Raw genomic sequence first — 23205 nt, forward strand, 5'->3', positions numbered from 1 at the left:
ACAGCACCCATAGCGATCAGCACGTGGTTGACACCAGTTATGGGTAATGCATAGGGAGCCACACGGGCGGGGGCCACAGGGGCGGGTTTTGACCCCGCCCCTACCAGAATGGAACGGATCGTCACGACTTGCCGCATATCCGGTGGCGGGCAGGGATGCACTGTATCGCGCAAGATTTGATATGATCAGTGCGAGCCGCATTGCATGGAGGTATGTATGAACTTCGACCCACAGGCCATTCGTCCACTGTTTCCTGCCCTGAGCCAAACCGTTGCCGGGCAGCCGGCTATCTTTTTCGATGGTCCTGGCGGTACGCAGGTTCCGCAAACGGTTATTGATGCGATGAGTGATTACCTGGCGCATAGTAATGCCAATACGCACGGTGCATTTATCACCAGTCAACGCACCGATGCCGTGATTGCCGAAGCTCACGCGGCAATGGCCGATTTGCTGGGATGCGATCCCGATGAGGTCTTCTTCGGACAAAATATGACATCGCTGACTTTTGCCCTGAGTCGGGCGGTTGGACGGGTGTTACAGCCCGGTGATGAAATCGTGGTCACTCGCCTGGATCACGATGCTAACGTTGCCCCCTGGCGAGCACTGGGTGAGCGTGGGGTTGTGATTCGTGAGGTGGACATTGACCCGGAAGATTGTACGCTGGCGATGGACGATATGGCGGCGCTGATCGGCCCCTGCACGAAGCTGGTCGCAGTAGGCTATGCTTCCAATGCGGTTGGTACCATCAACAATATTCCCCAGATTGTCGAATGGGCACACCGGGTGGGGGCACTGGTCTTTGTTGACGCTGTTCATTACGCGCCGCACGGCCCGATTGATGTCAAAGCACTTGACTGTGATTTTCTGGCCTGTAGTGTCTACAAGTTTTTCGGCCCTCACGTTGGTGTTGTTTACGGTAAACGCGAGCATCTGCAACGCTTCCAGCCGTACAAAGTTCGTCCGGCAGCCGATACCGTTCCCGAACGCTGGATGACCGGCACGCAAAATCACGAGGGGCTGGCAGGGGTGACCGCCGCCGTCAACTATCTGGCCAGCCTGGGTCAACCGGCGCCCGACCGGCGTACTGCGTTGGTGCAGGCGATGAACCGGATCGTTGCTTATGAACGCACGCTGGCCAAACAGCTTATCGAAGGCGTGCTCGCTATCCCCGGTCTGACTTTTTACGGGATTCGCGAGCCAGAACGGTTCGGTCAGCGCACCCCAACCATCTCGTTCCGCCTGGCCAACCGCTCACCACGCGAAGTGGCAACCGCGCTGGCCCAACGTGGCATCTTTGTCTGGGACGGCAATTACTATGCGCTTAGTTTGAGTGAACGGTTGGGCGTTGAGCCACTCGGTGGAATGGTACGGGTTGGCCTTGTTCATTACAATACTGCGGAAGAGGTTGACAGGTTCCTGGCGGTGTTGCGCGAGCTGGCAACTGCTTAGCGTTCGCGCTATCAAACTCTCTCTGTTTGACGGGCCGGGCAGCAGGCACAGGCCTGGCTACCCGGCGCGGAGAGGACGGACGCTGCCAGATGATGGCTGCGATCATCACAGAGATGATACCGTGATTGCTATGAGATGCTGTACACACGCCTTGCCGTGATGTGACAGGCGTTCTGTGATATACTCCTAAGCGGAATGCTTTGACTACGCTTGCCTGCCCTGATAGCAAGGGCGAGAAACATCAATGCGCATCGCTTTTCTTGATTCATGGCTTCAGCACGTAGCTGAAGGGAGTGGTACCGCCGCCGCGATTGGCGGGCTGGGATGCGCTCTGCGTGCCCATGGTCATCACGTGGCCCGGATTGCGCCACCAGTGGCCTGGCCAGCGAACCTGACGTTGCGGCGATTGCTGTTCAATCTGTACGTGCCGGCGCTGCTGCGCACGCTGCCCTACGATCTAATTGTTGGGGTTGATATTGACGGGGTGTTTGTCGCCGGGCGCGTCAATACCCCCTATGTGTGCAGTATTAAGGGTGTGATCGCTGAAGAGTTGCAACACGAACGGGGCAATGTCCGCCGCTTGCTCTGGTTGCTGTCGCGCCTCGAACGGATGAATGCCCGTCAGTCACCACTGATTATTACCACGAGCAACTATTGTCGGCAGAGTATTCACCGCCATTACGGTGTGCCGCCGGAGCGGATTCGGCTGGTGCCGGAAGGGATTGATCTGGCGCAATGGCCGGTGCCTGCAGCGCGTGATGGTGGGCAGACCATTCTCTGTGTGGCGCGGCAGTACCCGCGCAAGCATATTGCCGACCTGATCCGGGCATTTGCACAGGTGCGGCAGCGGCTACCTGACGCCCGTCTGGTCATTATCGGTGATGGCCCGGAACACGCCAATCTGAAAACTCTCGCCCACACGCTCGGTTTGGGAGCGTCCTGCCAGCTTCTCGGTGCGTTACCGTCTGACAATGAGGTGCGGTCGTGGTACTATCGGGCCGATCTCTTCTGTCTGCCGAGTGTGCAGGAGGGCTTTGGGATTGTGTTTCTGGAGGCGATGGCGGCCGGTTTGCCGATTGTGGCAACCACGGCAGCAGCGATTCCCGAAGTCGTGCCGCACGGGAAGGCCGGTTTGCTGGTGCCGCCCGCCGACGTAACCGCCCTGGCCGACGCACTGACCATCCTGCTTGGCGACGAGTCATTGCGCCGGCGCTTCGGATCGTTTGGGCGCGACTATGTGGCTCAGTTTGATTGGATGCGGGTTGCCGAACAATTTCTCGCCGTTACACGTGGTTGAAACCAATGTCAATCGAAGTTCGCGGTCTGCGGAAATACTATCAGGTGCATCGCAAAGAAGCCGGCTTGAGGGGGTCGATCCGCGCATTTGTCCACCGTCAGTACGAGACGGTTAAAGCCGTAGACGGTATTGATTTCACGATTGAGTCCGGTGAGATGGTGGGTTTTCTTGGCCCCAACGGTGCCGGCAAAACGACAACGCTCAAAGTACTCGCCGGTTTGCTGCATCCCACCACCGGCGAAGTTCGGGTGTTGGGCTACACTCCCTTTGCCCGTCAGAGCGCATTTCTCAAACAGATTACGCTGGTGATGGGCCAGAAACAACAGTTGCTCTGGGATTTACCGGCCATCGAGACCTTCGAGGTGAATCGGGTCATCTTTGAGGTGCCGGAGCACGAGTACCGGCAGACGCTTAACGAACTGATCGAGCTGCTCGAATTGGGTGATCTGCTCAACAAACAGGTGCGTAAGCTCAGCCTAGGTGAGCGGATGAAGTGCGAACTGGCGGCAGCGCTGTTACATCGTCCGCGCGTGCTCTTCCTCGATGAGCCAACGATTGGGCTTGATGTGACGATGCAGGCCAGAGTCCGCGAATTCGTGGCCGAGTACAACCGGCGTTACGGCGCAACGGTCTTGCTCACCAGCCATTATATGGCCGATGTGACAGCTCTCTGCAAGCGGGTGATTGTGATCAATCACGGACGCCTGCTCTACGATGGCAATCTCCAGAGTATGGTTGAGCAGGTTGCACCGCACAAGATCATTCATCTCGTCTTGCACGAACCGGTGCCGGTCGAGACGCTAGCGCAATACGGTGAGGTGCAACGCTGCAATGGGCTAGAGGTTGAGTTAAGGGTAGCACGCAACGAGACAACCAGAATCGGTGCCCGGCTGTTGACCGCTTTACCGGTTGCCGATGTCAACATTGCCGAGCCTCCAATCGAAGAGATTATCAGCGAGGTCTTCGGGCAGTCGGTTTGAGAGCAGCCAACAGTTACAGGCGCACAATGCTACCCGCCGCGAGCACACTCTGGGGGGCAATCGCTACCCCAGCAGCAACCACCACCCCACGGGTGATCAGGTCTGCTTCCGTCAACAAGCCATTGACAACAACATTGGCCGGTGTATCGCGGTATTCAGCGGACTGGCAGACGGCCTGATACCCGATCTGCACCCGTTCGTCAAGCCAGGTGTGGCTGATCGACGCCTGTGCGCCAACTGCTGTCTGCGCACCGATCACCGAGCCACCGATCATCGCTTCGGCCCCAATCGTGGCTCCGGCTTCGATCACCGAGGCAATAATCAGCGCACCCGACCCGATAACTGAACCTGGCCCGATCCAGGCCGGGCCAACAATGTGAACACCCTGATCGATGTACACACCGTCGCTTACCACAACCGACCCTTCCAGATCGGCCTGGGGCGAGATGTGAGCATTCGTCGCAATCTGAGGCAAGGGTTGCGTATGTGCCTGACGCGCCAGCAGAAAGCGTGCGGCCAAAAGCGCTTCCCACGGTGTGCCAACCGGCAGCCAGTGTCCGGTGCAGATGTGACAGGCAACCGGATGCTGTTCGGCAAGCAGTGCAATCAGGTCGGTCAACTCTAGTTCACCGCGTGGTGAAGGCGTGATCCGGTGCAGGAGCGGAAAGACGTCGGCATCGAAATGGTAGATACCGGGATTGGCAAGGGCGTCGGGTGGGGGCTGAGTCGGCTTCTCGATGATCCGCTGCACGAGGCCATCGTGGACATCGAGCACACCGAACGAGCGCAGATCGGGCACGCGCAGCCCGGCCAGGGCGTAGCGGAACTGACCGACCCCGATCACATCGGCGCGATCAATTAAATTGTCGCCGTAGAGGAGAAAAAATGGCTCATCAATCGGTGCCGCCGCCAGCAACGCGCCTGCCGTGCCGTTGATTGTCGTCTGGTAAACATAACGTATTGTCATACCACGGTATGCCTCGCCAAAGGTAGCGACAATCTGATCGGCGCGATAGCCAACCACCAGCGTCACCCGTTCCACTAACCCAACCAGTTCATCGAGGATATGGGCCAGCAACGGCTTACCGAGCAACGGGATCAGCGGCTTCGGGCGCTGATCGGTCAACGGCCGCGTGCGGGTCGAAGCACCGGCAACCAGGATCACGGCGTGTCGGGAAGTAGACATGGCTCTCTCCTGCAAGCCTGTGCGCACATGACTTTGGCAATTCACCGGTGTGCGCACATCCGGTTGTAGGATACCACGAAGCTGCGGCGAGATGAAGTGATGTTGAGACTGCTAACAGCAGGGTGGAGATAGGCGTGTTCCAGATGGCTTCCGGTGACATCGATCCCGGCCCCTCCCTACCCCCTGCTGGGTAGCGGTTGGGAATGGGACGTGGGGAGGATAGTGGGCATGCTCGGTGATACGCCTGCTTCCAAGGGGTTACGCTATACTAATCTCAACCATAGTGTTCTGTAGTGTTCTGTTTCCTGAAGCATACGATGCACAGCCGTCGGCAGATGCCAGCCTGCTGCATACTCCTATCTGACCCGAACACCATCACACTTGCCAGGAGCACAACCGATGAGCACATTACCACTCACGCCAACCGATTCTCCACCGGGGGTAATTCTTCACTAACAGTTGGCGGTAATGTCGAGCATAGCAACCTGATTACCGGCAACCGTAATACCATCAATGTGCAGATGTTTCTGCGTTCCGTGCCGGTGTCGGTACAGCCCGCGTTCAAGAGCTTCATCACCTATTACGCCGATGATGTGTTTGGCGGTCGTGACGCAGAACTCGAGGCCCTCGATGCCATCTTATGTGACCCCTACCCTTACACCCGCCTGGTTGCTCCGACCGGGCGGGGCAAGAGTGCCCTGCTGGTGCGCTGGGTTGCCCGTCTTTTGCAACGGGGCGACTGGCGGGTGATCTTCGTCCCGATCAGTATTCGCTTCAAAACAGCCGGTGAAACACTGGTACTGCGTATGCTGGCCCATAGCCTGGCCGACCTGTACAACGACCTGAACCAGTTCCAGCAGTACGACCATTCGTCGCTCGAGACACTGCGTGGATTGATCGGTGAGTATCTGAGTCGATCGTTGCCCGATGGAGTAAACTGCCTGCTGGTGATCGATGGTCTGGATAAGACGGTGAGCTGGGAGGTAGGGACACTGTTTATCATCCCGCCGGAGAGCAGGATCAAAGTGGTGGCTTCGGCCCGCCAGCGCACCGATCGCGGTTACGATGAATGGCGCGAATATCTGGGCTGGCACTCCCATCGTTGTCGGTGCTTCCCGCTGGACATGCTCAACCGCCCTGCCCTGGGAAACCTGCTACGAGCGCAGGGCAAGCCACTGGCGACCCTGGTCACCGACCAGGAGTTCATTACCCAGTTCGAGCGGGTGAGTGAAGGCGACCCACTGACCTGCAATTTCGGTTCTCTAGGAATTTCCGTGATGTATTGCTAGATGTGGGACAAAATACCAATTTATCCTACAAATTACCGCTATATCTGGCGGTATACCGCGCCAATTCCCAATGAGCCGCAATTTCCTGATCAAAGCCCTGCAGAAGGATGACCTGACCGCCGAAAACCTGAGCTACCGCCCATCGGGGTTGAAAGCGTTTATCAGAGAGTGGGTCAAGGCCCTCTCGCATCGAGGGAGAGGAGAGAGGCGAGAGGTGAGGTGAGGGACTCTACCCCTTTACCTCTCCCCACTCGACAATTGATGGGTCAGGAGAATGGCCTGCGCTACCTCGCGCATGGTTTTACGATTGCGCATCGCCAGTTGCTGTATGCGCCGAAATGCCTCGCCTTCAGTCAGGCCATGCTGCTCCATCAAGACGTGCTTCGCATGCTCTATCTCCTGACGGGTCTCCAGGCGTTCGCGCAACGCCAGCATCTCTTTGCGCCGCGCCTGATACACCTGCCAGCGGGCCAGGACAACCTCTATTAACGGTAAGAGTTCGCCATCGCGAAATGGTTTGACCAGATACCCGAACACACCCGCTGCGCGTGCCTGTGCAGCCAGTTCACGCGAAGCCGAAGCTGTCAGCAGAATAACCGGTGCCAGCCCTTCTTTGTGAAGCACGGTTGCTGCTTCTATCCCGTCGAGATGTGGCATTTTGTAGTCAAGTAGCACGAGATCAGGCTGTATCTGGCGAGTCAGAGCAACTGCCTGTTGACCATCAGCCGCTTCACCGACAATCAGGTAGCCGAGCGCGAGCAAAACTTCGCGCAGGTGGAATCTGATCAAGGCTTCATCATCAGCAATTACGAGTCGCGCTGTCATGCGTACTCCAAAACAATAATCACCTGCCGTCGCAGCGGTGCGACGTGCAGGTGGCATCAATGCGAATAGAACGTCTATACGCAGTATAGAAGATGTCCTGTAGGAAGACTATGGTTGAATTGTACAATCCGTTATGGATGGGAGTAACGATTGTTATGCCGCTAGCAGTGTGGCCGGCTCTACGCCGTGGCCTGCCGATATGTAGCCGAGGTTGATCACGCCGCCTCGCAGCTCGAATCCGCCATGGAAAGGATTCGTTGCCAGAAAGAGCGGTGTATCCAGATCGACGAACCGAAAACCACCTAACCCGGCAGCGAAGTGAGCCGATACCGTCATAGCAAGGATCGACTCGACCATACCCCCAATCATCAATCCCAGGCCGGCAGCACGAGCAATCGCCACCATCTCTAGCGCTTCCACAATGCCGGTCTTCATCAGTTTGATATTGATGACGTGAGCGGCACGCTCTTGTACAATGCGCAATACATTCAGCGCACTACTCACCGTCTCGTCGACGGCGATTGGTGCGCCACCCCACCGGACCAACTGCCGCAGTCCCATCCAGTCTTCGATGGCTACCGGTTGTTCAATCAAGGCCGGCACAATCTGCTGAAGGCTGAGCGCACCGAGCAGTTCGAGCATCGTTTCGGCGGTGAAGCCACCGTTGCCGTCGAGGATCAGCGGAGCATCAGGGGCGAGCGCCCGAATCGCGGTGATGCGAGCCAGGTCGTGCTGCACATCGTAGCCACCGATCTTCACTTTGATCTGACGAATGCCGCGTTCAAGAATATCCAGCGTCGCCAGCGCGGCTTCTTCCACCGTGCCGGTCGTGATCGTCATATCGGTCTCGAGCGTGTGACCGACCCCGCCGAAGAAGACGTACATCGGCAGCCGATAGTGCCTGGTTAAGGCATCGAGAATCGCCGTCTCAATCGCACATCGGGCTGAACCGGCGACGGGAATGCGGTCACGGAGCAGACCGGCGATGGCCCGCCATTCACGCACATCGCCACCCTCTACCGCCGAACGAACCGACTCTATCGCCTGGAGTGCCTTTTCCTGCGTTTCACCGTTGAAAGCCGGAAAAGGAGCCGCTTCACCGTAGCCCCGGATGCCGTTCATCAGTTCGACGGTGACCAACAGGTTGCGCGCTACCTCTTGCGTACCGCCGGCAATCCCAAACGGACTGCGCAGCGGGATGTCAAGTGGAGCAACGGATAATGTGCGAATGACGGTACACATACACTCCTCAAGCTGCCTTTAGACGTGAGACTGCCGACGTAAATACACGGTAATCGTGACCAGCACGATCACAGCCCCCAGCACCTGCCAGACGCTCTGCAACGCTTCGCCGAGCAGGAATGCGGCCAGCATCAACGCACTGATCAGACGCCAGCCCATTGTGCTGCTCACTAGGGGTGCGCCAAGTTGCCGTAAGGCAACGATCTGGCCCAGATTGGCACCGAGCAAAACAAAGACGACAAAAGCGGCGAATACGATCCAGTCCAGCGGCCCGATCTCGGTGAAACGGCTCCAAGGCTCGCACAGCAATAGACTCATCGTGCCACAGGTGATGGTCAGCGCGACCAATTGCACAAACAACATCGCCTCTGCGCTGACGTGCCCTGCGGTGCCGGCACGTGGGATCAGCAGCATATACAGTGCCAACGCACAGGCCGATACAAATGCAATTCCGATGCCGAGTAGATCACTACCGGTAAGCCGCAAGATAACACCGCTGCTGAGATCACCGCTCATCATCAAGAGGGAGCCGATGATCGATAAGCCGATGGCAGGCAGGGTGAATGGTGGTAGCCGTTCGCGGAACAACAGCTTACTCAAAAGCGCAACGATGAGCGGTGTGAGCAGGGTGATCAGTTGCACGTAGATTGCCAGCGTAAAGCGGGCCGAGGTCAGGTTCGTCATTGCCCGGATGCTGACCACCAGTGCGAACAACCAGATAATCGGTGTCCGCCAGAGGCTGGCGTTGATATGGCGATACGCAAACGGCAGATAGACCACGAGCGCCAGCGCATTCCCCAGTGTCAGAATCGCCATACTCGGTAAATGGCTGACGGTTTGTAGGTAACGGGCCAGCACCGGATATGCACCCCAGCCAGTGTGGGCAAAGAGGGCCACCACGAGCCAGAGCCACGAAACACCGACGCGCGTTGTTGTCGCTGCAGTTGAAGAAGTATTACTCATGGGGCATATTATAGCAAAGATTGACTTGTCAAGAGATAGAGAGCGGGTTGCGCGGTCTGTGATCAGACGTGTTGCTATATCGCTGTGCCCAGGAGCCAATCTGCCCATAGGAGCGTGAATATTCGGTGCGCTAAATGTCTATGCACAGCAGCACCAAATCGACGTTGCCACCCCGCATGCAGAAGATGCTGTGCTCACGATCAGGCACAAGGTGCAGCGGTGTTCTTGCAAGTCACAGCGACACCATGCGTGCCGGGCACGTCCGTCTGGCTGACCATCCGTGATGCGCGGACTGCGCGTGCGTGATAGCGCGGAGCGTGGGATAGGCTACCAGCCTGCGCACCATCCCCCACGTCCATCATCTGACAGCGATGGAGAGGATGCCTGCACGCTGGCCGGAAACCCACGCCACGGGAAGGAGCATCGGTGCCGCGTCGACAACACGGCAAGACGCTGGGGATGGCATGACCGTGTGGTGCCTCGGTGTGCTACGCGGGTCGTATACATCTCAGCCAGATGTCAAGGCGTACACGTATGAGGCAACTTCCGACAACAATTGACGTGAACCACGCAAGTAATGCACAATAGTGGCAACAGGCAACTCACCTGCCGTTACAACGCTGCCTGAACATTCCACAACATCATTCCACTCATCCACACCTGCTTAACCGTGCCAGTGGTATGCTTCTATGCAAAGTATCTCTATCCGGCCTGTCTCACAGTTAATCAGGATACACCGATGGACATTCAACTCGCCGAACTTATTGAAGCAGGTGGTACGGTGATCGGACCGATCCACGCCAATACCTTTACCGATTGGAGCTACGACTCGCGGCTGACGGCAGCCGGCGAGTGTTTTATCGCGCTGCGCACTGCACGGGCCGACGGTCACGACTATATTCCGGCGGCGCTAGCCGCCGGTGCCCGCGGAATTTTGTGCGTGCGACCACTACATGATGCCGGTACTGCCACCGTTGTTGTTTCCCCCGACCCCCAGGCTTTGTTGTTGCGCTGGGCCAGTAATCGTTTGCAGCGGTTGCAGCCAACAGTCATTGCAGTGACGGGTGGTATCGGGAAAACGCTGGCCCGGCGGGCGATTGCCGCTGTGCTGGCGACCCAGGCTCCCACCTTTCAAAGCCGACGCAATTTCAATTCACTGCTGGGGCTACCGATTGCCCTGGCCCGCCTTGAACGCGATCACCGGTATGCTGTGCTCGAATTTGCCGGTGAACATCTGCGCCCACTGGTGGCTGCCTTCCCCCCTCAAATCGCGGTCGTGACCGCCGGAGCTGATGAGGCAACCGTGAGATTGCTAGCTCGCCAGGGGGTGACCATGATTGCCGCCGAAGGTGTATTGTCGGCACATCTGACCTTCGGTACAGGGCATGGGTGTACCATTCGTGCCACGGCTATCTCCTACCGGCGGGATGGCGTTGATTGTGTGATAATCGGCCAGGGGCTTGAACTGCCGATCACCGTCCCCTTGCTCGGCCCACCCGGTGTAGCCGCTACCCTGGCCGCCGTTGCCGTTGGTCTACACTACGGGGTGAGACCGGCAGCGATCCGACAGGCACTGGCCGGTCTAGAGGCACCGGCGGGCCGGCTTCGTCCGCTGCCGGGGACCAATGGCGAGCTGATCCTGGACGACAGTTTCAACGCGACACCGGAAGCGATGAGTGCAGCCCTGCAAACGCTAACGGCTATCCCGACCGGACGCCGGATTGCTATCCTGGGCACACCGACCGAATTACCGGCAGTTGATGCCACGCCACTGCTCACCGAACTGGGTATGCAGGCAGCCCGCAGCGCTGATTATCTGGTGCTGAAAGGCATGGGAGCCGCCACGATGGCTCAAGCCGCCCGGCTGGCTAATCCGGCGGTGACCATTCACGTCGTAGACACCAATGAGGCGATTCGGAAAGCACTACCACCTTCACGCAACGAGCAGGATGTCGTGCTGGTGTCGGGTGGCGCCGGCGAACGCCTCGAACAGGTTGTGGCCCTGTTGCTGGCTCCTGGTTGGCCACCAGAACAACATCTGGTGCGCCAGGAACCGGCGTGGCGTAGTGTCCGGATCGGTGATCCAGGACGACCGACCTGGGTGCATCTCGACTTGACCGCAATTGCCGATAATGTGCGTGCGTTACGCAACCATGCCGGTGTACCTCTCATGGTTGTGCTCAAGGGTGACGGTTACGGCCACGGGGCTGCGCGGGTGGCCCGGGCCGCATTACAGGCCGGTGCCGCGATGCTCGCGGTTGCGACACTCGGTGAAGGCCGGGCACTGCGTGCGCAAGGGATTTCGGCACCAATCCTGGTCTTGGGCTACACACCACCCTGGCAGGCTGCCGAGGCGATTCGGCTTGATCTGATGCTGACCCTCTTCGACGATGATACGGCCCAGGCCCTGCACGCCGCCGCACTCGAATGCGGTCGTCCCGCCCGTGTACACGTGAAAGTTGATACCGGTATGGCCCGCTTAGGCCTATCACCCGCCGAGGTCGCCCCGTTTCTATCCCGCCTGCGGGAATTGCCCGGTATTGAACCGGTTGCGCTCTACACCCATTTTGCCCGTGCCGATGAAACCGATCCGAGGCCAACCGAACAACAATTGGTCGGCTTTCAGGCAGTGCTGGCCGATCTAACCGCTACCGGCCTGCGCCCGCCGTGCGTTCACGCTGCCAACAGTGCGGCTACGTTGCGCTTTCCGGCCACACACTTCGATATGGTACGCCCCGGCCTGGCCTGTTATGGGCTGGCACCAAGTGCGGCCGCCCCGCTCTTGCCCGGCATGCGCCCGGCACTGAGCTTCTACAGTGAAGTAGCCCAGGTGAAGGATCATCCGGCCGGTACCCCCATCTCCTACGGCGGTACTTTTGTTACCTCGCGTCCATCGCGCATTGCGACGATTCCGGTTGGCTACGCCGATGGTTTGCGCCGCTCACCACCGTGGCGAGAAGTGCTGATCCGGGGGCAGCGTGCTCCAATTGTCGGGCGCATTTGTATGGATTACGCAATGGTGGATGTGACCGATATTCCCGGTGTCCGACGTGGCGATGCGGTGACGATAATCGGGCGGCAGGGTGATGCTATGATCGGGGTTGATGAAATTGCCGGCTGGCTGGACACGATCAGCTACGAAGTGCTGACCGGCATCTTACCCCGTGTACCTCGCGAGATTGGACCATAGCGATAATCAGACTGGTCAGATCCGTGTACAATGACAATCAACAGCAGCCGCATGGCGTAGTAAGGAGCGAGCTATGCTTACCCCATTTCAAAATGAACCCTTCGGCAACTTCGACAGTGGTGACCGCCGGGCCACTATGCAACGCGCTATTCGTCATGTTGCCGGACAACTGGGCGCAACTTATCCGCTGGTTATTGGCGGTGAACACATCGTGACCGAGCGCAAGTTACCTTCTATCAACCCGGCAGAGCCTAAAAAGGTGGTTGGCTACGCCAGCAGCGCATCGCAAGAACAAGCGCATCAAGCGTTGCTGGCTGCTGATGCCGCATTCCGCACCTGGTCGCGCACACCGGTCAGTGCCCGGGCACAGGTATTGTTGCGGGCCGCGGCGATTATGCGCCGGCGGAAAGAAGAACTGGCTGCATGGATGATGCACGAAGTCAGTAAGAACTGGGTCGAGGCCGATGCTGATGTCGCCGAAGCGATTGACTTCTGCGAGTGGTACGCCCGTCAGGCACTGGCACTGCAGGGAGAACGTCAGCCGCTCGTGCCGTACCCCGGTGAAGATAACGAGTTGCACTATATTCCCCTCGGCCCAGGACTGGCTATTCCGCCCTGGAACTTCCCGCTGGCGATCACCACAACCCTCACCGTCGCCCCAATTGTGGTTGGGAATACCGTTGTGTTAAAGCCATCACCACGTGCGCCGATTATTGCCGGCATTCTAGTGCAAATTCTCGAAGAGGCCGGCCTGCCACCTGGGGTAGTCAATCTGGTCACCGGTGAAGATGCGGTGCTGGGTGATTTTCTAGTCGATCATCCATTGGTGCGCTTCATTGGGTTTACCGGCTCGAAGAATGTGGGATTACGTATCCACCAACGGGCAGCCGTGCGCCAACCCGGCCAGAACTGGCTCAAGCGTGCGATTCTGGAGATGGGTGGGAAAGATGCGATTATTGTCGATGAAACCGCCGATCTCGAAGCCGCAGCGACCGGCATTGTCATCAGTGCGTTTGGCTTTCAGGGGCAGAAGTGCAGTGCCTGTTCGCGGGCAATTGTGGTTGATCAGGTCTACGATCAGGTGTTGCAGCGCGTGATCGAGAAGACGAAGGCACTGCGGTTGGGCAATCCCACCAAACCAGAGACCGATCTGGGCGCAGTGATTGACCAGCGGGCATTTGATTCCATTAGTCAGTATATTGCTATCGGTCAGGAAGAAGGTCGGTTGATAACCGGTGGTGAGGTCATCGATCACGAACTGGTTAAGGATGGCGGCTTTTTCATCAACCCGACCATCTTTGCCGATGTCAAGCCGCACGCCCGCATTGCTCAGGAAGAGATTTTTGGGCCGGTACTGGCCTTCATTCGGGCAGCAAATTTTGCCGAGGCACTGACGATTGCGAATGATACCGAATATGGCCTGACCGGTGGCCTTTATAGCCGCAACCTCGAACGACTCGAGCAGGCGCGTGAAGAGTTCCACGTCGGCAACCTCTATTTCAACCGGAAGTGTACCGGTGCACTGGTTGGTGTACAGCCATTCGGTGGCTTCAACATGTCGGGCACCGACAGCAAGGCCGGTGGAAGCGATTACCTGCGGCTTTTCACCCAGCCGAAGGTGATTTGTGAGCGCTTTTAACGGTTGCCTATGATCAGAATTGGCTGTGCAGTTTGGGCGTATAACGGTTGGGTCGGCGATCTCTTTCCGCCGGGAACCCGCAACAGCGAGTTTCTCAGGCTCTATAGCCGGCAGTTGACGACGGTGGAAGGCAATACGACCTTCTACGCCACACCAACGCCGGCTACAATTGCACGCTGGGCCGAAGAGACCCCGCCCGACTTTCACTTCTGTTTCAAGCTGCCACGCGACGTGAGTCACGCTGGGCCGCTGGCCGACAAACTGGCCCAGGCCCGTACTTTCGTCGAACGGATGCAGGGGCTGGGATCGCGCTGCGGGCCATTTTTTCTGCAACTACCGCCGGCATACGGCCCGGCCCGCCTCGCCGATCTGGAGCGGTTTCTAGCCGGCTGGCCACCTGAAGTGGCTCTGGCACTTGAGGTGCGCCATCCCGACTGGTATCTGCCGGTTGGCGAAGTGCCACTGATGGAACTGCTCGCTCGCTACCAAATCGGACGAGTGGTTATGGACGTGCGCCCAATCCGCGATCCCGCCGAACCGCCGACCACACTCCTCGCCGATGCCCGCGAGCGCAAACCCGATGTCCCGCTGCGGCCACTCCGGGGGGGCGGGCCAACGCTGGTGCGCTACATCGGCCATCCCGATCTGGCCCGCAACGAAACGTTTCTCGCCGAGTGGGCAGCTCGCATCGCCGAATGGGCAACCACCGACCCGCAAATCTATCTGTTTATGCATTGCCCTGATGAATCGCGATCTCCCACTCTCTGCCGCCAGATCGCGGCCCGGCTGCGTGCCCACGGCGCACCACTGGCTGAGAGAGATAACGAACCGCCGACCACACCGGCTCAGCTCAACCTGTTTGGCTAAACCCTTCGCCTATGTGATCGAACGAGGACGAAATGATACAACTTGCCACGCTGTTTGGGCGAACGTTACGCCAGGCGCCCGCAGAAGCTGATACGCGGACAGCGCAACTGCTCTGGCGTGCCGGCATGATCCGCGCCCTAGATAACGGTGAACCGGCCCTGTTACCTCTGGGGAGTGCGGTGCTGCGCCGGCTCAGCAATCATCTGACCACAGCGATCCAGGCCGGCGGTGCTCAAGAGATGTATCTGCCAACCACATCCACAGCTACCTGGCCGGCGACCGTGACTGCGCTGGCCCGGCGTGAGATCGGCTCATACCGCCAGCTTCCCCAAGCAATCTGGTGTCAACGTCGGCGCAAACGACCGCAATCCCGTCAGCGCTTCAGCCTGCTCGAACTGCCCACGCCGACGACGTTGAGCTGGGCCGGACTGACGCTCGACGCCACACAGGCCCAGGCGTTGCTTGAAGCAACGCTGCAACCCTTGCGCCACGCCCTGCGCGAGTGTGGGCTAACGATTGTCGCCGATGCCTTGCAGGCCACCGAATCGGCTCCGCTGATTGTCGATTGTACGTCTGGGCCACTGCTAACGCTCGATTGCCCCGCCTGCAACCGGCGAGCACTGCACGAACTGGCGCCAATGGCACCACCACCGGCCTACAGCGGGCCAACTCCGGCGATGAGCCTGGTCGAAACCCCCAACGCCAATACAATTGCAGCCCTGGCAACATACCTCGGTATTCCCACCGCAGCGACGGCAAAAGCGCTCTTCTTCGATGCCCGCTGTGCCGACGACCGGCGCCTCGTGTTCGCCGTGGTGCGTGGCGACCGGGAAGCAAGTCTACCCAAACTGGCTGCCGTTGTCAGTGCCGACGAGCTGGTTCCTGCCGACGAAGCGCAGATTCGAGCGTGCGGAGCCGTTCCCGGCTATGCCTCGCCCGTTGACCTGCGCGATGTGCTCGTCGTTGCTGACCCAATGGTCACCACTGGGGCGCCACTCGTGGCAGGCGCGAACCGGGCCGGCTACCATCTGCGCGATGTGGTCTATGGCCGTGACTGGCAGGCCACCCTGGTTGCCGACATTACCCAAGCCGAGGCCGGCGATGGCTGTCCGTGGTGTGGCACGGCCCGGATTGAAGGGCGTGGTGCGCTCATCGGCGCTATAATAGCCCCTCAACCAACTACGCTGCTGGTGCAAGATGCAGAAGGGCAAAACCGGCCACTCATCATGGCTGGTATCGAAATCGATCTGGAACCACTCTTACACCTGGCAGTCGATCAGCATCACGACGAACGCGGGATTGTCTGGCCGGCGGCCATCGCCCCCTTCGCCATTCACCTCATCACCCTGGGTCGCGGCGAGGCAGTAGTTGCCGCCGGACACGCACTGGCAGCGATACTGCAAACGGCTGGTTGGCATGTGTTGATTGATGATCGTGATGAACGGGCCGGAGTTAAGTTCAACGATGCTGACCTGATCGGCGCCCCATGGCGCGTCGTCATAAGTGAGAAGTTACTGACCGCGAATCAGCTTGAAATCCGACACCGTACCGCCGCCCAGGCCACCGTCATTGACCAATCAGCCCTACTGACCGTGATCGGGCAGCGGTAGGTAATCTACGCTACAGCCTATTGAGAGCCTAACATCTGCGCCAGCCAAGCCCGCACTGCGGCGCGGGCCGCTTCCGACTGAGGGGAACCGTCGGTATAGATCGCCCCTGAACGCACTGCGGCTATCGTCTCCCGAAACTGCTGGAATGCCGGCAGATCGGCCAGGCGGTTGGGCCGATCCGAGCCGGCAGCCAGATCAATCAGCGCCTCTGGGCGATTGGAAAAGACAATATAGTGCTCGATCAGACCGACAGCACGCAGCGGAGTGTTCAACTCACCGCTGTAAATGATGGTATCGCCTACCCGCTGCTCGTTAACCGTCTCACCACGATTACGGCGCACTGTCAGATGCTTCTCTAGAAACATCCGCGCCTGCGGGTCGTTACGGGAAGCCAGAAACACCAACACCTCACCATTCGTGATCAGATCAGCGGCTACATCACGAGTCACCGGCGTGAAATCACGCACCACCACCGCAATATCGCTGCCGATCCAGGTCACGACATCGCTATCCAGGTCAACCCCCAGCAGTGCCGTCACATTCGCTGCGGCGTCTGACGGCATCGTCAGGCCAAAAACCTCATTCAATGCCCGCTCGATGCGCGGCTGTTCGGGCACATCGCTCAAGGTCGGTGACAGGCTAGTGTACAGTTGCACATCCGCCGGTAACAGATCAGCAGGAGCCGGCCCTTGTTGCACGGTCACAAACCAGTAAACGAACAGCGCACCGATCAATGCGGCAACCAGCGTGATCGCCAGGCCACCGACCAGGGCATACCCAAGACCGCGTTCGCGGGGTAGTGCTGAAGAATTGATCATATCTGTCATAACTGTTGCAAATAGTGATTCGTCTACACCATCGTCATGGTACCATGAGTCTATCAATCCAAAATCCAGAGTCGCCAGACCGGGTAAGATGAGTGTGCAAAACTGTACTATCGGTGCGACGAGCATTGTTGTACCGTCTTTGGAAATGTATCGCCAAAAGGATCGTCGGTGCCGACACCGATGCTGAAGAGGTGGGTAGAGATTGGTAGCCGTGCGCAACAAACCGCTAGAAAAAAAGCAGATCGACGTTAGCGAGAGATATTGACAGTATCACGATTATCGTCAATCACGACACAACGGGCAGGCAGCTATGCACATCGAGACCCTCCCGGTGGTAGCGGCAGTTGGGCACATTCTGTGCCACAATATTGCTGATGATCAGGGGCGTAAAGCCTTCAACAAAGGACGACGGCTGCGGCCAGAGGACATTTCCCAGCTCACCGGGCTTGGGGTTGCCACAGTGCGCGTTGCGGTGCTTGAGCCTGATGATGTTCACGAAGACGAAGCTGCACTGCGCCTGGCCCAGATCGTCGCCGGGCCGGGCGTCATCATCGGCGAACCGCACGCCGGTCGCGTCAACCTTCGCTCGGCCTACGCCGGCCCGTTGATGATTGATACAGAAGCATTACTGGCGATCAATCTGATTGATGGCTTAACAGTCGCCACCCTACCACCGTACACCCTGGTTGCCGCTGATCAGATGCTGGCAACGATCAAAATTATCCCCTTCGCCGTTCCTGCCGCCGATCTTGCCCAAGCCGGTGCCGCCGCTGGTGTCCAGGGTGTATTGCATGTTGCCCCGATGACACGCCGCCGCATCGGCGTTACCTTGGTGAGCAGTCCAACGGCACGGGCACGAGTCGAACGTGGCATGCTACCGGCAATTGTCGGTCGGATCACCGATCTGGGCGCAACCATGATCGGCTGCTGTCACGTACCGCCGGACGAAGCAGAAGTTGCTGCCAGTCTGCACGAGCTACTGGCTGCCAGCGCCGACCTGATCATAACCGCTGGCGAAACCTCCGTTGTCGACCGCGACGATGTCATTCCCCGTGCCGTGCGTCGGCTCGGTGGCGAGATTGCCCACTACGGTGCACCGGTCGAGCCGGGTAATTTGCTCTTGCTGGCCTACCTGAACACTGCCGATAACCGTATTCCGCTCATTGGTGCTCCCGGCTGCGTGCGTTCCCGCGATCAAAACATCGTCGATCTTATCCTGCCGCGGCTGATGGCCAACGAACGGATCGGGCGCCGCGAAATTGTGGCGCTAGGACCAGGCGGTCTGCTCGGAGCAGCACGCCGCGGTTGATGGCGGCACAGGGTGTAACAATTTTTCACGTTGTTTCGTACTATGTCATAGCCTTTATATTGGCATATCTACACTGAAAGGATGGGCCATGAGTCTGGAAAACCTCTACAACGACCGTCGGGAAGCGGCACTGGCCGATTTCAATCGGGCAATCGCTATTGATGAAAACTATGCCTGGGCCTACTTTCAGCGTGGGCAGGTACTCCGCGAACTGGGTCGTCTCGAAGAATCGCTGGCCGATGTAACGCGAGCCTGCGCACTCGAACCCGACGATCCGACGTATCATGCCGAACGCGGCGAGACGCTCCGCATGTTACGGCGGTATGAAGCGGCCATTGAGGCGTTTTCACGAGCTATTGCCCTCCGTCCAGAATACCCCTGGGCCTTGGGCAGTCGTGGTCAGGTCTGGCGGGCCTTGCGGCGCCATCACGAAGCTCTGGCCGACTTCGATGCTGCCCTGGCGCTCAACCCCAATCTGGCGTGGATCCACGCCGAACGGGGCGAGGCCCTACGGGCACTCAATCGGTATCAGGAAGCCATTGAAGCCTTTGGTCGGGCGTTAGCCATCGATCCAGCCTACCCCTGGGCATTGGGACATCAGGGGATCACCTATCGCGAGATGCGCGATTTTCCGGCAGCTATCGCCGATTTCGACGCCGCCATTGCCTTGCAGGGTAACATGGCCTGGCTCTACGCCGAGCGTGGTGAAACCCGTCGGCTGGCCGATGACTTTGAGGGTGCGCTTGCCGACCTGAGCCGGGCGCTGGAACTTGATCCCTCTTACGCCTGGGCATTCGGTAGTCGTGGAGCCGCGTTTCGCGCCATCGGTGATCACGACGCAGCATTGTCCGACTTCAATCGGGCGCTTGAATTAGATCCAGACTACACCTGGGTCTACTTTCAGCGTGGTCTCCTCCATCGTAACGCCAATCGAACCGACGAGGCAATCGCCGACTTCAGCCGCGCTATCGAACTGGAACCGAACTATATAGCTGCCCTGGCCGAACGCGGTGAACTGTTCCGTTTGCAGCGCCGTTATGAAGAAGCCCTGCGCGACTTCAACCGTACCATCGAACTCCAACCCGATCACGCCTGGGCATTGGGTAGTCGCGGCCAGGTCTATCGCGTGCTGGCTCGTTACGACGAAGCCCTGACCGACTTCAACCGTGCGCTGGCCCTGAAGCCAGATATGGTGTGGGTGATTGCTGAACGGGGGGAAACCCACCGCCTGCTCCGCAACTACAACGAGGCGCTGGAAGATTTTAATCGTGCGCTTGAACTCTCCCCTAACGATTCGTGGGTGCTCAGCCGGCGAGGTGCAACCTATCAGTCGCTGAACATCTACGAAGAGGCGTACATCGATCTGACCAGGGCGATTGAAATTGATCCGAACAACGCCTGGGCCTGGGCCCAGCGCGGCTCACTCTTCCGGCAGATGTAACTTGCACAGCTCAGGACTGCACAGGAGAGGGCGGGCAACATCCCGCCCTCGGTAGCCGAATGACCCACTCGCATTCCCCAAAACCGGGAGAACCGTGGATAACCCGATCTCCTGACCATGCGCGGTTAGAGCCGCTATGGGCAGGAGAAGGTACCACATCACTCTGCACCAGCCCACCGTACCCGCGTCCCGCAGGACACCTGGGAGCACGAACATCCGGCTCGCTAGCCACCTGCAACACGCAGATCCTTGCCTGCTTCTCGTCTGAACCGGCTTGCGCCAGTGGGGGTTATCTGACAGCGTCGGTTCCCAACTTCAGCGGGGGCAGGCCAGACCCTGAGAGCGCGAGCCTCCGGCTCGCTAGCCACCTGCAACACGCAGATCCTTGCCTGCTTCTCGCGATGTATTACACCCCTAAACCAACTCTCAAAAGCGGGCACCATCCGGCACCGCTGGGGGCGTGAACCAGGGATGGCCTGACCGTATCCGCTAGAGACAACGTGAACGGGCACATACACCGTCCGTAGGGGCGGGTTCAGAACCCGCCTCTACCGAACCCGCCATCATGCAGGTGATCCCGACGGATCGTCGCGTTGAGGATGGGTAGTCACCGAATCTCCGCATGTTCGGTGCCAGATATAATGCTCAGTGGCACGTCTGGAGTGTTTTAGCACAGGCCTGACAACCTGCCAAAATACGCAGTGTCAATCAATATTTGATCTTACCTGTCACTCATCCGCTTCCCACTTCTCCGTGCCTAACTTATGGTATCATCGCTCTGACATAATGTGATTGAGTTGAGGGAGGATCATTGCGCATGAACGCTACCCATCCACACCATCCTCGCCCTATCCGAGTGGCGATGCTGGCTCGCGCTGTCTTCCCTCTGCACGGCTACGGTGGCATCGAGCGCCACGTCTACCACCTCACCAAATATCTGACCCGCCTGGGAGTTGAGGTAACCCTGTACGTACAATCGCCGTCGGACAACGCCGAACAGGGAGATCTCCAACCTCACGCTATCGAGACACTGCGCTACGACTATACCTCACCGCTGCTGGCTCCAAATGGCGTGATTGGCCGCCAGATCAATTTTCCAATCTACAGTTGGCGGATCGGCCATCGAGCAGCCCGGCGCGTGCAACACGGCGATTTCGATGTCGTCCATTCGCAGGGATTATGTGCTTTTGGGTATGCGATTGTCCGCAATCGCATGCCACTACTCCGTAGCGTTCCCTTTGTTGCCAACCCACACGGCATGGAGGAATTTCGCACGCCAGATCGGCGCAAATGGCTAGCGTATACGCCATTCCGCTGGCTCTACGCCTATGGTCATCGCCAGGCCGACCGCGTGATCGCCACCGATGCCTGCACGAAAGACGATATACCCCACTACCTCCGGGTCGATCCGAATCGGGTCGTCGTCATTCCGTCGGCGATTGATGTCGAAGAATGCCTTTCTCAGGTGCGAGGTGATCTACGTATAGCACTTCGCTTCCGCTTTGGGTTGGCCGGCAGTGATCCAATCCTACTCAGCGTCGGTCGTCTCGAACCGAACAAAGGGTTTGATATTCTGATTGCTGCGTTAGCCCGCCTGCGCAACGAACTACCACCCCGCTGGCGCTGGATAGTAGTTGGTAATGGTTCGGCGCGTGCTGCGCTTGAACAGCAAGCCCAGGCAGCCGGCATTGCTGAACACACCTTGTTTGTCGGGCGTTTAGACGACGAGGAACTGCACAGCCTCTACGAAGAGATCGATCTCTTCGTCCACCCAACCCGCTACGAAGGCAGTTCACTGGTCACCCTGGAAGCAATGATCCACCGTCGTCCGGTTGTCGCCAGTGCTATCGGTGGTATCCCCGATAAGGTCTTTCCTGGACGTAACGGCTTATTGGTACGGCCCGGTGATGTTGATGAACTGACCGTTCAGCTTCGGGCCGCACTCGCCGCCCGTGATCGCTGGCCGGCCTGGGGGGCCGAAAGCGAACGGATTGTGCGCTCGACCTTCGACTGGCCGATTGTGGCTGCGCAAACACTTCAGCTCTATCGTGAGTTGCTCTCGTTTGGAATCAGTAACTCACAACCCACCCGATCCGAATGATCGATCACCAGGGCCTGAGCCGGATCACGACGAAGCAACCACAAAATCAGCAGATCGCCTCCTGCTGCAAGCGTGAAGAATGCGCCAAACGCGGTATACAGGGGTAGATTACCTATAATACCGATCAATCCCGGCAGCAGACCAAGAACGATGGCCGGCAGGATTATCCCAAATCGATACGCATTGATCGGAAGTGCCTGACGGCTATGGGCGTAAGGGGTTAACGTCTTGCGATCAAAGCCGAGCTTCATCGCCGAGAGTGATACCCGCCCGGCCAGCATCCACCCGATAACGTGCAGCAATTCGTGAACCAAAACACCACCGATCACGATGATGATGAGCAGAATAATACCAAACCAGTCATTCGGATTGAAAGTCAACGTGAATTCACCATTGTAGAGCAGATGACCAACGATCAGGACAATCGCCGGAATCAGACCAAACAAGCTACCAACCAGATTGGCTTTCTCCAGCGATGTTGAGCGATCAAAGCGCTGATAGTTATAGTTATCAGGTTGCTGCATAGACACATCACCTCGTATTGTCCACAATGACCGAAAGCTCTTTCACATATCCCAGAGGAATCATATCAAATCTGGTGTGGTAGCAATCTTGCCACACCGGTCACTCACCTGCACACAAGTACTGATATACACCCCTGGGAGCGCACACCTCCCGCTCGTCCACCGGCAGCGCTGGGAGCGTGCGCCTCCGGCGCACTCATCACCTGCACCGGCCCACAACAGCGGGGGCCATCCGGCGCCGCCGGTTCCCGCCCCCAGCGAGCTATGCACTACCCACATGTCACGCTGCGTTAAGCTGGAGTGCAAGGCTCCCTGTGGTGGCTCCCCGTGGCGCAAGCTTCCAGCCTGCGTGGAGGAAACCTCTCCACCGCCGTCAGGGGCTGGCCGTGACCGCTGGTGTGCAGACCGGACGGCTGCCCCATGGTCTGATCCAACGGCTACCTCCACTGCAACCATCCGCTTCCTG

17 protein-coding genes are annotated in these 23205 nt (G+C 58.6%); 11 read left to right on the forward strand and 6 right to left on the reverse strand.

Annotated elements, in window-relative coordinates:
* Positions 1 to 216 precede the first annotated feature (216 nt).
* The 3 genes from VAE55_RS04570 to VAE55_RS04580 all read left to right on the forward strand — a co-directional run bounded on the left by VAE55_RS04570 (position 217) and on the right by VAE55_RS04580 (position 3726).
* Complete coding sequence (locus tag VAE55_RS04570; RefSeq protein WP_322814626.1) at positions 217 to 1449, forward strand: cysteine desulfurase-like protein; 1233 nt, start codon at positions 217 to 219, stop codon at positions 1447 to 1449.
* Between the two features lie 244 nt (positions 1450 to 1693).
* Complete coding sequence (locus VAE55_RS04575; protein ID WP_322814627.1) at positions 1694 to 2746, forward strand: glycosyltransferase family 4 protein; 1053 nt, start codon at positions 1694 to 1696, stop codon at positions 2744 to 2746.
* Between the two features lie 5 nt (positions 2747 to 2751).
* On the forward strand, positions 2752 to 3726 hold the full coding sequence (locus tag VAE55_RS04580) for an ATP-binding cassette domain-containing protein (RefSeq protein WP_322814628.1): 975 nt from the start codon (positions 2752 to 2754) through the stop codon (positions 3724 to 3726).
* Between the two features lie 13 nt (positions 3727 to 3739).
* On the opposite strand, the gene VAE55_RS04585 is transcribed toward VAE55_RS04580, so the two are convergent.
* Entirely contained in the window at positions 3740 to 4912 is a 1173-nt protein-coding gene (locus VAE55_RS04585) for a sugar phosphate nucleotidyltransferase (protein ID WP_322814629.1), read from the reverse strand.
* A gap of 521 nt (positions 4913 to 5433) precedes the next feature.
* Between VAE55_RS04585 and VAE55_RS04590 the strand changes: the two genes are divergently transcribed.
* On the forward strand, positions 5434 to 6201 hold the full coding sequence (locus VAE55_RS04590; RefSeq protein ID WP_322814630.1) for a hypothetical protein: 768 nt from the start codon (positions 5434 to 5436) through the stop codon (positions 6199 to 6201).
* A 237-nt stretch (positions 6202 to 6438) separates the two neighbouring features.
* On the opposite strand, the gene VAE55_RS04595 is transcribed toward VAE55_RS04590, so the two are convergent.
* The 3 genes from VAE55_RS04595 to VAE55_RS04605 all read right to left on the reverse strand — a co-directional run bounded on the left by VAE55_RS04595 (position 6439) and on the right by VAE55_RS04605 (position 9231).
* On the reverse strand, positions 6439 to 7026 hold the full coding sequence (locus VAE55_RS04595; protein WP_322814631.1) for an ANTAR domain-containing response regulator: 588 nt from the start codon (positions 7024 to 7026) through the stop codon (positions 6439 to 6441).
* Between the two features lie 153 nt (positions 7027 to 7179).
* Positions 7180 to 8268: a dipeptide epimerase gene (locus tag VAE55_RS04600; RefSeq protein ID WP_322814632.1), complete on the reverse strand. Its 1089-nt coding sequence runs from the start codon at positions 8266 to 8268 to the stop codon at positions 7180 to 7182.
* Positions 8269 to 8286: 18 nt separating this feature from the next.
* Positions 8287 to 9231: a DMT family transporter gene (locus VAE55_RS04605; protein WP_322814633.1), complete on the reverse strand. Its 945-nt coding sequence runs from the start codon at positions 9229 to 9231 to the stop codon at positions 8287 to 8289.
* A 739-nt stretch (positions 9232 to 9970) separates the two neighbouring features.
* Between VAE55_RS04605 and alr the strand changes: the two genes are divergently transcribed.
* The 4 genes from alr to VAE55_RS04625 all read left to right on the forward strand — a co-directional run bounded on the left by alr (position 9971) and on the right by VAE55_RS04625 (position 16537).
* Positions 9971 to 12421, forward strand: coding sequence for an alanine racemase (gene alr / locus VAE55_RS04610; protein ID WP_322814634.1), 2451 nt, complete (start codon positions 9971 to 9973; stop codon positions 12419 to 12421).
* Between the two features lie 73 nt (positions 12422 to 12494).
* Positions 12495 to 14060 (forward strand): L-glutamate gamma-semialdehyde dehydrogenase, encoded by a 1566-nt coding sequence (gene pruA, locus VAE55_RS04615; protein ID WP_322814635.1) that lies wholly within the window; start codon positions 12495 to 12497, stop codon positions 14058 to 14060.
* Between the two features lie 9 nt (positions 14061 to 14069).
* The gene (locus VAE55_RS04620) at positions 14070 to 14927 is read left to right on the forward strand and encodes a DUF72 domain-containing protein (protein WP_322814636.1); all 858 of its coding nucleotides are present in this window, start codon (positions 14070 to 14072) and stop codon (positions 14925 to 14927) included.
* 32 nt (positions 14928 to 14959) lie between these two features.
* A complete protein-coding gene (locus VAE55_RS04625) occupies positions 14960 to 16537 on the forward strand; it encodes a proline--tRNA ligase (protein ID WP_322814637.1) in 1578 nt (525 codons plus the stop codon).
* A 17-nt stretch (positions 16538 to 16554) separates the two neighbouring features.
* Here the strand turns inward: VAE55_RS04625 and VAE55_RS04630 are convergent, their stop codons facing one another.
* On the reverse strand, positions 16555 to 17364 hold the full coding sequence (locus VAE55_RS04630; RefSeq protein WP_322814638.1) for a DUF3352 domain-containing protein: 810 nt from the start codon (positions 17362 to 17364) through the stop codon (positions 16555 to 16557).
* A gap of 310 nt (positions 17365 to 17674) precedes the next feature.
* On the opposite strand from VAE55_RS04630, the gene VAE55_RS04635 reads away from it, so the two are divergent.
* From VAE55_RS04635 to VAE55_RS04645, 3 genes are all read left to right on the forward strand, one after another.
* Entirely contained in the window at positions 17675 to 18673 is a 999-nt protein-coding gene (locus VAE55_RS04635; protein WP_322814639.1) for a molybdopterin-binding protein, read from the forward strand.
* Between the two features lie 88 nt (positions 18674 to 18761).
* Positions 18762 to 20114: a tetratricopeptide repeat protein gene (locus tag VAE55_RS04640; protein ID WP_322814640.1), complete on the forward strand. Its 1353-nt coding sequence runs from the start codon at positions 18762 to 18764 to the stop codon at positions 20112 to 20114.
* 817 nt (positions 20115 to 20931) lie between these two features.
* Positions 20932 to 22215, forward strand: a complete 1284-nt coding sequence (locus tag VAE55_RS04645) for a glycosyltransferase family 4 protein (protein ID WP_322814641.1) — start codon at positions 20932 to 20934, stop codon at positions 22213 to 22215.
* Here VAE55_RS04645 and VAE55_RS04650 read toward each other — a convergent pair.
* Positions 22158 to 22739 (reverse strand): DUF3267 domain-containing protein, encoded by a 582-nt coding sequence (locus tag VAE55_RS04650; protein ID WP_322814642.1) that lies wholly within the window; start codon positions 22737 to 22739, stop codon positions 22158 to 22160. The two genes, VAE55_RS04645 and VAE55_RS04650, sit on opposite strands and share 58 nt — an antisense overlap.
* Positions 22740 to 23205 lie beyond the last annotated feature (466 nt).

The organism is Chloroflexus sp. (assembly GCF_034432675.1).
Classification (GTDB): domain Bacteria; phylum Chloroflexota; class Chloroflexia; order Chloroflexales; family Chloroflexaceae; genus Chloroflexus.

Coding starts and splice junctions, on each gene's coding strand:
- VAE55_RS04635 (WP_322814639.1), top strand. CDS start 17,675: ATGCACATCGAGACCCTCCCGGTGGTAGCGGCAGTTGGGCACATTCTG.
- VAE55_RS04600 (WP_322814632.1), bottom strand. CDS start 8,268: ATGTGTACCGTCATTCGCACATTATCCGTTGCTCCACTTGACATCCCG.
- pruA (WP_322814635.1), top strand. CDS start 12,495: ATGCTTACCCCATTTCAAAATGAACCCTTCGGCAACTTCGACAGTGGT.
- VAE55_RS04650 (WP_322814642.1), bottom strand. CDS start 22,739: ATGCAGCAACCTGATAACTATAACTATCAGCGCTTTGATCGCTCAACA.
- VAE55_RS04630 (WP_322814638.1), bottom strand. CDS start 17,364: ATGACAGATATGATCAATTCTTCAGCACTACCCCGCGAACGCGGTCTT.
- VAE55_RS04570 (WP_322814626.1), top strand. CDS start 217: ATGAACTTCGACCCACAGGCCATTCGTCCACTGTTTCCTGCCCTGAGC.
- VAE55_RS04585 (WP_322814629.1), bottom strand. CDS start 4,912: ATGTCTACTTCCCGACACGCCGTGATCCTGGTTGCCGGTGCTTCGACC.
- VAE55_RS04645 (WP_322814641.1), top strand. CDS start 20,932: ATGAACGCTACCCATCCACACCATCCTCGCCCTATCCGAGTGGCGATG.
- VAE55_RS04605 (WP_322814633.1), bottom strand. CDS start 9,231: ATGAGTAATACTTCTTCAACTGCAGCGACAACAACGCGCGTCGGTGTT.
- VAE55_RS04620 (WP_322814636.1), top strand. CDS start 14,070: ATGATCAGAATTGGCTGTGCAGTTTGGGCGTATAACGGTTGGGTCGGC.
- alr (WP_322814634.1), top strand. CDS start 9,971: ATGGACATTCAACTCGCCGAACTTATTGAAGCAGGTGGTACGGTGATC.
- VAE55_RS04595 (WP_322814631.1), bottom strand. CDS start 7,026: ATGACAGCGCGACTCGTAATTGCTGATGATGAAGCCTTGATCAGATTC.
- VAE55_RS04575 (WP_322814627.1), top strand. CDS start 1,694: ATGCGCATCGCTTTTCTTGATTCATGGCTTCAGCACGTAGCTGAAGGG.
- VAE55_RS04640 (WP_322814640.1), top strand. CDS start 18,762: ATGAGTCTGGAAAACCTCTACAACGACCGTCGGGAAGCGGCACTGGCC.
- VAE55_RS04580 (WP_322814628.1), top strand. CDS start 2,752: ATGTCAATCGAAGTTCGCGGTCTGCGGAAATACTATCAGGTGCATCGC.
- VAE55_RS04590 (WP_322814630.1), top strand. CDS start 5,434: ATGTTTCTGCGTTCCGTGCCGGTGTCGGTACAGCCCGCGTTCAAGAGC.
- VAE55_RS04625 (WP_322814637.1), top strand. CDS start 14,960: ATGATACAACTTGCCACGCTGTTTGGGCGAACGTTACGCCAGGCGCCC.